Genomic DNA, 10,996 nt, shown 5'->3' with positions numbered 1-10,996 from the left:
ACGAACGCTCGCAGAGGGGCGGAGGGAATGCGCCACTTTACTGTATTAAGCCGTGTTAGGGGCTGTTGCCGTTTCGTCGCGAGCCGTGAACGAAATGGCAACAGCCCCTAGACTATCCTGAACCTTCGTCCTGTGGTGCCAGTCACTACCGGCAACCTTCCCCAGCAAGCCAAGCGGAGCCATACATGGCGTTCTTCTCAGCGGCCAGCAAGGCCGACTTTCAGCAGCAATTGCAGACAGCGCTGGCGCAACACGTAGACCCCCGACTCCTGCCGCAACTAGGCCTGTTCGCCGAACAGTTCTTCGGCATCGTCGCCCTGAGCGAACTCACCGAACGGCGCATGACCGACCTGGTCGGCTCGACCCTGGCCAGTTGGCGCCTGCTCGAGCGCTTCGATCCGGCCACGCCCGAGGTACAGGTCTTCAACCCCGATTACGAGAAGCACGGCTGGCAGTCGACCCACAGCGTGGTCGAGGTGCTGCATCCGGACATGCCGTTTCTGGTCGACTCGGTGCGCATCGAGCTGACCCGTCGCGGCTACAGCATCCACACCTTGCAGACCAGCGTGCTGCAGGTCCGCCGCGATGCCGACGGGACGCTGCTCGAATTGCTGCCCAAGGACACCCGCGCGCCGGACAGCCACGCCGAATCGCTGATCTTCGTCGAGATCGACCGCTGTGCCAGTGCCGCCGCGTTGCGCGAACTGGAACAGTCGCTGCAGGGTGTGCTGGCCGACGTGCGCCAGGTGGTCGCCGACTTCGCCGCGATGAAGGGCAAGGCCGAAGAACTGCAGGCGCGCCTGGAACGGGTCAACCTGCGCATCGACGCCGACGAGCTGGACGAGATAAGGGACTTCATGCGCTGGCTGGCCGAAGACCATTTCACCTTCCTCGGCTACGAGGAGTTCTCCATCGTCGAGCAGCCGGAAGGTGGGCGCATCGTCTATGACGAGGGGTCGCTGCTGGGGCTGTCGCGCAGCATGCGCACCGGGCTGTCCAGGGAGGAGCAAACGCTCACCGGCCTGTCCGTCAGCTATCTGCGCGAACCCTTGCTGCTCTCGTTCGCCAAGGCGGCGATGCCCAGCCGCGTGCATCGCCCGGCCTATCCGGACTTCGTGTCGGTTCGCGAGTTCGACGAAGAAGGCCGGGTGGTCCGCGAATGCCGCTTCCTCGGCCTGTTCACCTCGTCGGTGTATACCCAGAGCGTGCGGCGCATTCCGTTCATCCGGCGCAAGGTCGAGGCGGTGGTGCGGCGCGCCAACTTCGGCAGTTCGGCGCACCTGGCCAAGGAGCTGGTGCAGGTGCTCGAGGTGCTGCCGCGCGACGAGCTGTTCCAGGCGCCCATCGACGAGCTGTTCGAGAACGCCATCGCCATCGTGCAGATCCAGGAGCGCAACCGGCTGCGGCTGTTCCTGCGCTTCGATCCCTACCGGCGCTTCTGCTACTGCCTGGTATACGTGCCGCGTGACAGTTATTCCACCGAGACCCGGCTGAAGATCCAGCAGGTCCTGCTGGACCGGCTCGAGGCCAGCGGCTGCGAGTTCTCCACCTATTTTTCCGAATCGGTGCTGACCCGGGTGCAGTTCATCCTGCGCCTGGACCCCAACAGGCCGGTGCAGGTCGACCCGACGCGCCTCGAGCAGGAAGTCCTGCAGGCGTGCCGCAGTTGGCACGACGACTACGTCAGCCTGATGGTCGAGCGCTTCGGCGAGGCGCAGGGAACCAACCTGCTCAACGAATTTCCCAAGGGCTTTCCGGCCGGCTATCGCGAGCGCTTCTCGCCGCAGTCGGCCACGGTGGACATGCAGCACGTGCTCGCCCTGAGCGAGGAGCGCCCGCTGGTGATGAGCTTCTACCAGCCGATCAGCACCGACGAAAACCGCCTGCACTGCAAGCTCTACCATATGGACACGCCGCTGCCGCTGTCCGACATCCTGCCGATCATGGAGAACCTCGGGCTGCGGGTGATCGGCGAGTTTCCCTTCCGGCTGCGCAACAAGAGCGGCCGCGAATACTGGATGCACGACTTCGCCTTCACCTATGCCGCCGGCCTGGAAATCGACCTGCTGGAAATCAACGAGCCGCTGCAGGACGCCTTCATCCATATCTACGCCGGGCTCGCGGAGAACGACGCCTTCAACCGGCTGGTGCTGACCGCCGGGCTGACCTGGCGCGAAGTGGCGCTGCTGCGTGCCTATGCGCGCTACCTCAAGCAGATCCGCATGGGCTTCGACCTGGGCTACATCGCCAGCGCCTTGCTCAACCACACCGACATCGCCCGTGAGCTGGTGCGCTTGTTCAAGATGCGTTTCTACCTGGCGCGCAAGCTCGGCGACGAGGATCTCGCCGACAAGCAGCAACGACTCGAGCAAGCGATCCTCGGTGCGCTGGACGAGGTCGCGGTGCTCAACGAGGATCGCATCCTGCGGCGCTACCTGGCGCTGATCAAGGCGACGCTGCGCACCAACTTCTACCAGCCGGATGCGAGCGGCCGGGCGAAGGACTACTTCAGCCTCAAGCTCGACCCGCGGGCGATCCCGGAAATGCCGAGGCCCGCGCCGCTGTACGAGATATTCGTCTACTCGCCACGTGTCGAGGGTGTGCACCTGCGCGGCGGCAAGGTGGCGCGCGGAGGGCTGCGCTGGTCCGATCGCGAAGAGGACTACCGCACCGAGGTGCTCGGCCTGGTCAAGGCCCAGCAGGTGAAGAACGCGGTGATCGTGCCCGGTGGCGCCAAGGGCGGCTTCATTCCGCGCCGGCTGCCCGGCAGCGGCACCCGTGACGATATCCAGGCCGAAGCCATCGCCTGCTACCGGATATTCATCAGCGGGCTGCTGGACGTGACCGACAACCTCAAGGAAGGTCGGGTCGTGCCGCCGGCCAACGTGCTGCGCTACGACGATGACGATCCTTATCTGGTGGTCGCCGCGGACAAGGGCACGGCGAGCTTCTCGGACATCGCCAACGGCATCGCCAGCGAGTACGACTTCTGGCTCGGCGATGCCTTCGCTTCCGGGGGCTCGGCCGGGTACGACCACAAGAAGATGGGCATCACCGCACGGGGTGCCTGGGTGTCGGTGCAGCGGCATTTCCGCGAACGCGGAATCGACGTGCAGAACGACGCCATCAGCGTGATCGGCATTGGCGACATGGCCGGCGACGTCTTCGGCAACGGCATGCTGATGTCCGAAACGCTGCAACTGGTGGCTGCGTTCAACCATATGCACATCTTCATCGACCCGGATCCCGATCCCGCCCGCAGCTTCATCGAACGCAAGCGCCTGTTCGAGTTGCCGCGTTCGTCCTGGACCGATTACGACCGCTCGCTGATCTCCGCCGGCGGCGGCATTTTCCCGCGTTCGGCCAAGCGCGTGGAAATCACGCCACAGATGAAGCAGCGCTTCGCCATCGAAGCGGACCAGCTGACGCCGGCCGAGCTGATCCATGCCCTGCTCAAGGCACCGGTGGACCTGCTGTGGAACGGCGGCATCGGCACCTATGTGAAGAGCAGCGGCGAAAGCCATGCCGAGGTGGGCGACAAGGCCAACGATGCGGTGCGGGTCAACGGCAGCGAACTGCGCGCCAAGGTGGTGGGCGAGGGCGGCAACCTCGGCATGACCCAGTTGGGCCGGGTGGAGTACGCCCTGCATGGCGGCGCCAGCAATACCGACTTCATCGACAACGCCGGCGGGGTAGATTGCTCCGACCATGAGGTGAACATCAAGATCCTGCTCAACGAGGTGGTCAGCGTCGGCGACATGACCGGCAAGCAGCGCAACCAGCTGCTGTTCGAGATGACCGATGCGGTGGCCGAGCTGGTGCTGCACAACAACTACAAGCAGACCCAGGCGTTGTCGCAGGCGCAGTATCGTGCGCGCGAGCGTGGCGGCGAGTACATCCGCCTGATCACCGCGCTGGAGGCCGCGGGCCAGTTGGACCGCAGCCTGGAATTCCTGCCGTCGGACGAGGAATTGGCCGAGCGGGCGAACCTGGGCAAGGGGCTGACCCGTCCCGAGCTGTCGGTGCTGATCTCCTACAGCAAGATCGAGTTGAAGAGGGCGCTGCTGGAGTCGCGCGTGCCGGACGATGCCTATCTGGCCCGGGAAATGGACAGCGCGTTTCCACAGTCGCTGGTCGAGCGTTTTCGCGAGGCGATGCTGCAGCATCGCCTCAAGCGCGAGATCGTCAGCACGCAGATCGCCAACGACCTGGTCAACGACATGGGCATCACCTTCGTCCAGCGGCTCAAGGAAGCCACCGGGATGAGTGCGGCCAACGTCGCGGGCGCCTACGTCATCGTGCGCGACATCTTCCATCTGCCGCACTGGTTCCGTCAGGTCGAGGCGCTGGATTACAAGGTGCCTGCCGAGTTGCAGCTGACCCTGATGGACGAGCTGATGCGCCTGGGACGGCGGGCGACCCGCTGGTTCCTGCGCAACCGGCGCAACGAGCTGGATGCGGCCCGCGACGTCGCCCATTTCGGCCCGCGGGTGGCCGCGCTCGGGCTCAAGCTCGACGAGCTGTTGCAAGGCGCCACGCGCGAGCGCTGGCAGACCCGCTATCAGCAGTACACCGAGGCCGGCGTGCCGGAGCTGCTGGCGCGGATGGTGGCCGGAACCAGCCATCTGTACACGCTGCTGCCGATCCTCGAAGCGGCGGACGAGACCGGACAGGCGCCGGCGCAGGTCGCCGCGGCCTATTTCGCCGTCGGCGGGGCGTTGGAGCTGCCGTGGTATCTGCACCAACTGACCAACCTGCCGGTGGCCAACAACTGGCAGGCGCTGGCACGCGAAGGTTTTCGCGACGACCTGGATTGCCAGCAGCGCAGCATCACCGTATCGGTGCTGCAGATGGCGGATGGGCCCGAGCAGATCGGCGAGCGCGTCGACGCCTGGTTGGCGCAACGACCCTATCCGCTCGAACGCTGGCGCGAGATGCTGGCCGAACTGCGCAGCACCAGCGGCAGCGACTATGCGATCTATGCCGTGGCCAGCCGGGAACTGCAGGACCTGGCGCAATCGTCGGGGCAGGGCTGAGGGGGTCGTCCATCATGCTGCGCGGGTGAAGCTCGCAGCATGATGTTTAGGCGCGTATGCGATGTGCCACGGGCTTTTCGTAGGGTGGGTCGGGCGGCGATCCGCTTCAGCCCACCATGGAAAGATGTCGATCTGGCACACCAGCCGGTTCGAGTCACAACGCACTTGAGCTCGGCGCCGGTTGCCCGCGCTTGAAACGGGTGATCTGCGGCAGGTCGCGCAGATAGCGGACCAGGTCCGGCGCGCCGGCGAGCTTGAGGCCTTCGCCGATGGCGTTGGCGGTGGGTTCGCGCTTCTCCAGCAGCAACAGTTCCGAGTTGCCGGCATTGCGCAGCAGCGTCAGCCGCGCATAGGGCACCTGGGTGTCGAGCAGCAACGCCATGAAGTCACGGTCGCTCCAGGCCTGGGCGGGCATGGTGATGGCGTGGTACTCGGCATCGAGTGCCTGAACGCCGGCCCGGTCGAGACGGTAATCGGTTACTTCGGCTGGCAGCATGACCTCGAGGCCGCGCAGGCGGGCGTAGGCGACGGCGCAGGCGAAGGCTTCGATGTGATGCTCGCCGGCCCAGTAGAGGCGTTCGCCGAGCCAGCTGGCCTGGCGAAGTTCTATCGGCGTGCCTTTGTCGAAGCCGGGCAGGGCGGTGCCGAGGGCACGCAAAAAATCCTTGTAGCTGATGATGCGCACCAGCCGGCAGGCGGGTGTGGCGGCAAAGGCTTCGATGCCCGGGTAGCTGATGCCGTCGCTGCCGTAACCGCCGAGCCCGTCGATCTGGCGCAGATCGATCTCGCAATGGAAGTCGCTTTCCTTGCGGATCAGGCGGGTCAGGGCGGCATGGGCACGGGCCTTGTCTTCCTGCACCGGGCCGGACAGCGCGCCGCGGGGCAGCTCCAACAGGCGTTGCAGGCAGGGGCCGTCATTCCAGAAGATGCTTGGTTCGGGCTCGGGGAGCCGCGCGAAGGGGAGCTGCAGGCCGCTGGCGCGCTCCAGCGCCTGCTGCGAGGCCTTGGCACTCAGTCCGAAGCGTTGCGCCAATCTGGCGAGATGGGATGTCAATGAAGGCATTGGCTCGGGCAGGCTCATCATGCGTGAGCTCTCAGAATGAGGGGCTGTCGAGATTCCACCGCGGCCGCGAATGAACGACCGACAGAGCCTTGGGCCGGAGTGTGGCAGACCGGAGGCGTTTGCGCACGGGCTGCACTGCAAATATGCACCATTCGCATCGGGGAATGGGCGTGCCGGACCTGGATGGCCGTGCCGCGTCGATGTGGCAATATCGCTGAATGGATCAATGAGGAGCCTCCATGCCAAACCTGGTGCTGGACATCGCACTGTCCGCCGATCGAATGAAGGCGGTGTATCAGGGCCGCGCCAATCGAGTCCTGATTCGGAGCCGTGACGGAACGCGCGTCAGCCTGCCTGCGCATCACCTGCGTCCGTTTCTGACCAGTGAAGGCGTCTATGGTTCCTTCGAACTGGAATTCGCCGAGCAGGGGCAGCTGCTGCGCTTGCGGCGCCTGCAATGAGCGCAGGATCCAGACCGTCGGCGAGCCGCTGGAAACCGCGCCGGCCTGCTATACTCCGCGGCCACACTTTCCGAGACGTTAGGCTGCGTATGTATAACCTGGCCCGCCAGTTGTTGTTCAAGTTATCCCCGGAAACTTCCCACGAGCTTTCCCTCGAACTGATTGGCGCAGGTGGCCGTCTTGGGCTCAACGCGATGCTGAGCAAGCCGCCGGCGAGCCTGCCGGTGCGGGTGATGGGGCTGGATTTCGCCAACCCCGTGGGACTCGCGGCCGGGCTGGACAAGAATGGCGAGGCGATTCGCGGGCTGTCGCAGCTGGGTTTCGGTTTCATCGAGGTGGGTACGGTGACGCCGCGCCCGCAGCCGGGCAATCCCAAGCCGCGTATCTTCCGGCTGCCCGAGGCCGAGGCGATCATCAACCGCATGGGTTTCAACAACCATGGCGTCGACGCGCTGCTGGCGCGGGTGGAGGCAGCCAGGTTCAAGGGCGTGCTGGGCATCAACATCGGCAAGAACTTCGATACGCCGGTGGAGCGTGCCGAGGACGACTACCTGCTGTGCCTGGAAAAGGTCTATCACCACGCCAGCTACGTCACCGTGAACGTCAGCTCACCCAACACGCCCGGATTGCGCAGCCTGCAATTCGGGGATTCGCTCAAGCATCTGCTCGACGCATTGCGGCTGCGCCGTGAGGATCTCGAGCTGATGCATGGCAAGCGCGTGCCGCTGGCCATCAAGATCGCCCCCGACATGACCGATGAAGAAACGGCGCTGGTGGGCGAGGCGGTATTCCAGGCGGGGATGGATGCGATCATCGCCACCAACACCACCCTCGGGCGTGAGGGCGTTGCCGGGCTGGCCCACGCCGACGAGGCGGGCGGCCTGTCTGGCGCCCCGGTGCGGGACAAGAGCACCCATATCGTGAAGGTGCTGGCGCAGACCCTGGGTGGACGCTTGCCGATCATCGCGGTGGGCGGCATCACCGAAGGTCGTCACGCAGCCGAGAAGATCGAGGCCGGCGCGAGCCTGGTCCAGTTGTATTCGGGCTTCATCTACAAGGGGCCGGCACTGATCCGCGAGGCGGTGGATGCCATTGCGGCACTGCGCTCACAAGCGGGTTGAGTGGGATTCTACTGCCGGAATGGGGCTCCTGTCGGAGCCCCAGGGCTGCTAGCCCGCCGCCCGGATGGGGCGTGCCGTTTGAAGTCGGAAAGAGCGGTGAATCAGCCGACCGCGTGAAGTTCGTTGAGTCTATGCAGACCGGCAGTACCGGTCAGACCATCCCAGTTGTCGCCGCGACCCTCCCGCCAGCCGTTGATCCAGGCTTGGCGAACAGTGGGATGTGAAAAAGGACAGAGGTCGCGAGATTTGCCATGTATGCCATGTTGATAACCGCGCAGAAATGCTCGTTCCATCGGATCACGCTTGAGTCTTCTCATTGGGTATTGCCCTCAGTGGTTGACTGGTGTTCCTGGTGGCCTCATGGCGAGACCGGGCAGCTGGGCTGCCAGTGAAACCCGCTGCCGGCGTGGCGGGTTTCGCCGGGCACCATTGCGGTGCCGGCCTGAGGTGAGTTCTAACCCAATGCCCGAGAGGCTGGAATGATCGTTTTGTCATAAGTAAGTAACGAAACTATGGTTCTACCCATAAGCCGCGTTTACTGCGGCACCTGAACCTCATCCCTGGGCCGCCTCACTCGTCGCCGGACGTTTTCTACCGAGTCGCAATCTTTTTTCCTGCTGGGCTTGTTCCGACGAAAGGGTCGCAGCGGTCCGAAGCATATTTCCTGGAACTGCCATGACCGATCGCCATGAACTGATTCTCACCTGTCCCAAGGGGCTGGAAAGCCTGCTGCTCGAGGAAGCCACCAGTCTGGGGCTGGAGGAGGCCCGCGAGCAAACGTCCGCGATTCGTGGCTTCGGCGGGCTGGAAGTGGCCTACCGGCTATGCCTGTGGTCGCGCCTGGCCAACCGTGTGCTGCTGGTGATCAGCCGCTTCCCCACGACCGACGCCGACACCCTGTACCAGGGCGTGCACGCGGTCGACTGGGCCGAGCATCTGCAGCCCGGGGGCAGCCTGGCGGTGGAGTTCAGCGGTCGTGGCTCGGGCATCGACAACACGCACTTCGGTGCGCTGAAGGTCAAGGACGCCATCGTCGATCGGCTGCGCACCGCCTCCGGCGAGCGGCCGAGCGTCGACAAGCTGAATCCCGATCTGCGCGTGCACCTGCGTCTCGACAGGGGCCAGGCGGTGCTGTCGCTGGATCTCTCGGGGCACAGCCTGCATCAACGCGGTTACCGCCTGCAGCAGGGCGCGGCGCCGTTGAAGGAGAACCTCGCCGCCGCCATTCTGATTCGCGCCGGCTGGCCGCGCATCGCCGCCGAGGGTGGCGCGCTGACCGACCCCATGTGCGGCGTCGGCACCTTCCTGGTGGAAGGCGCGATGATGGCGGCGGACATCGCGCCGAACCTCAAGCGCGAGCGCTGGGGCTTCAGCGCCTGGCTGGGTCATGTGCCGGCGCTGTGGAACCGCCTGCACGCCGAAGCACAGGCGCGGGCGCAAGCCGGGCTGGAACGGCCGCCATTGTGGATTCGCGGCTACGAGGCGGATCCGCGGTTGATCCAGCCCGGGCGCAACAATGTCGAACGCGCCGGGCTGGCCGAGTGGATCCGGATCTACCAGGGTGACGTGGCCACCTTCGAACCGCGCCCGGACCAGAACCAGAAGGGGCTGGTCGTCTGCAACCCACCCTATGGCGAACGCCTGGGGGACGAGGCGAGCCTGCTCTATCTCTATCAGAACCTCGGCGAGCGTCTGCGCCAGGCCTGCCTGGGGTGGGAGGCGGCAGTGTTCACCGCCGCACCGGACCTCGGCAAGCGCATGGGTATTCGCAGCCACAAGCAATATGCCTTCTGGAACGGCGCGTTGCCCTGCAAGCTGCTGCTGATCAAGGTCGAGCTGGACCAGTTCGTCACCGGCCAGCGTTCGTCTTCGGGCGAGCGGGCAGAGCAGCAGGCGCCGCTGGAACAGGCGCGGCTCAGCGAGGGCGGGCAGATGTTCGCCAACCGCCTGCAGAAGAATCTACGCCTGCTCGGCAAATGGGCGCGTCGCGAGGGCATCGAGTGCTATCGGCTCTACGACGCCGACATGCCGGAATATGCGCTGGCCGTCGATCTGTACCGCGACTGGGTGCACGTGCAGGAATATGCGCCGCCACGCTCCATCGATCCCGAGAAGGCCCAGGCGCGTCTGCTCGATGCACTGGCGGCGATCCCGCAGGCGCTGGGTATTCCCCGCGAGAAAGTGGTGGTCAAGCGTCGCGAGCGCCAGACCGGCACGCGCCAATACGAGCGCCAGGCCTCCCAGGGCGAATTCCTCGAGGTGAACGAGGGGGGCGTGAAGCTGCTGGTCAACCTCACCGACTACCTGGATACCGGGCTGTTCCTCGACCACCGCCCGCTGCGCCTGCGTATCCAGCGCGAGGCCGCCGGCAAACGCTTCCTCAACCTGTTCTGCTATACCGCCACCGCCACGGTGCACGCCGCCAAGGGCGGCGCGCGCAGCACCACCAGTGTCGACCTGTCGAGGACCTACCTCGACTGGGCGCGGCGCAACCTGTCGCTCAACGGCTTCTCGGACCGCCAGCGATTGGAGCAGGGCGACGTGATGGCCTGGCTGGCGGATGATCGTGGCGAATACGACCTGATCTTCATCGATCCGCCGACGTTCTCCAATTCCAAGCGCATGGAGGGGGTATTCGACGTGCAGCGTGACCATCGCGCTCTGCTCGATCTGGCCATGGCGCGGCTGGCGCCGGGCGGTACGCTGTATTTCTCCAATAACTTCCGCAAGTTCGTGCTGGATGCGGGCCTGAGCGAGCGCTATGCCGTGGAGGAAATCACCGCGGCCACGCTGGACGAAGACTTCCGCCGCAACAACCGGATTCACCGCGCCTGGAAGCTGCGGGCGCGCTGAACGCCCACAGCGAGCGTGCTGCTCTGCGTAGGTGGCGCCTGCGCGTCTTCGTCGCAGCGCTGTCGGGCAGCAAACAGGGTGCAGCGCCGAGAAAGCCGCCTGTGCACACCGCGCCCGTAGGAGCCCGGGGGGACGCCGAGTCCTTGCCGGCGATCATCGGCGTTGCGGCCGATCGCCCGCAAGCGGGCGCCTGGCGGTGGGGCAAAAGGATAGGCTCTGTCCGAGTTGGCTGTTGCGGATAGACGTATCCCTGTAGGAGAGGGCGGGGACGCCGAGTCCATGCCCGCGAATATTCCAGCGCGCAAAGCTYCGCGGGCACGGCCCGCTCCTACGGAGGTTCAGAACACCTCGACACTTCGAGCAACACGCAATTGGGACAGAGCCAAAGGATAATCCGCGTTCATATCCGGCAGCCGCGTGGGCAAGGCTTCGCCGTTGCCCACCCTGCGAACTGGCGAAATC

6 protein-coding genes are annotated in these 10,996 nt (G+C 65.2%); 4 read left to right on the top strand and 2 right to left on the bottom strand.

Annotation, left to right across the window (positions count from 1 at the left end; translation table 11 throughout):
- Positions 1 to 185: 185 nt before the first annotated feature.
- Positions 186 to 5,036 carry an NAD-glutamate dehydrogenase gene (locus IN820_RS02000; RefSeq protein WP_193679372.1) on the top strand — a complete coding sequence of 1,617 codons (4,851 nt, stop codon included), beginning with the start codon at positions 186 to 188 and terminating at the stop codon, positions 5,034 to 5,036.
- Between the two features lie 154 nt (positions 5,037 to 5,190).
- On the opposite strand, the gene IN820_RS01995 is transcribed toward IN820_RS02000, so the two are convergent.
- Complete coding sequence (locus IN820_RS01995) at positions 5,191 to 6,120, bottom strand: DUF6685 family protein (RefSeq protein WP_193679371.1); 930 nt, start codon at positions 6,118 to 6,120, stop codon at positions 5,191 to 5,193.
- A 218-nt stretch (positions 6,121 to 6,338) separates the two neighbouring features.
- Between IN820_RS01995 and IN820_RS01990 the strand changes: the two genes are divergently transcribed.
- Both IN820_RS01990 and IN820_RS01985 read left to right on the top strand, forming a co-directional pair.
- Positions 6,339 to 6,560 carry a DUF2835 domain-containing protein gene (locus IN820_RS01990; protein ID WP_193679370.1) on the top strand — a complete coding sequence of 74 codons (222 nt, stop codon included), beginning with the start codon at positions 6,339 to 6,341 and terminating at the stop codon, positions 6,558 to 6,560.
- An 89-nt stretch (positions 6,561 to 6,649) separates the two neighbouring features.
- On the top strand, positions 6,650 to 7,681 hold the full coding sequence (locus tag IN820_RS01985; RefSeq protein ID WP_193679369.1) for a quinone-dependent dihydroorotate dehydrogenase: 1,032 nt from the start codon (positions 6,650 to 6,652) through the stop codon (positions 7,679 to 7,681).
- Between the two features lie 101 nt (positions 7,682 to 7,782).
- On the opposite strand, the gene rmf is transcribed toward IN820_RS01985, so the two are convergent.
- Positions 7,783 to 7,998: a ribosome modulation factor gene (gene rmf / locus IN820_RS01980; RefSeq protein WP_003295213.1), complete on the bottom strand. Its 216-nt coding sequence runs from the start codon at positions 7,996 to 7,998 to the stop codon at positions 7,783 to 7,785.
- Between the two features lie 358 nt (positions 7,999 to 8,356).
- On the opposite strand from rmf, the gene rlmKL reads away from it, so the two are divergent.
- A complete protein-coding gene (rlmKL, locus tag IN820_RS01975; RefSeq protein ID WP_193679368.1) occupies positions 8,357 to 10,534 on the top strand; it encodes a bifunctional 23S rRNA (guanine(2069)-N(7))-methyltransferase RlmK/23S rRNA (guanine(2445)-N(2))-methyltransferase RlmL in 2,178 nt (725 codons plus the stop codon).
- The last annotated feature ends 462 nt before the right edge of the window (positions 10,535 to 10,996 follow it).

Source organism: Pseudomonas lopnurensis (genome assembly GCF_015070855.1).
Lineage (GTDB): Bacteria > Pseudomonadota > Gammaproteobacteria > Pseudomonadales > Pseudomonadaceae > Stutzerimonas > Stutzerimonas lopnurensis.
Note: the sequence above shows the minus strand (reverse complement) of the source record. Positions and strands in the feature narration are given on the sequence as shown.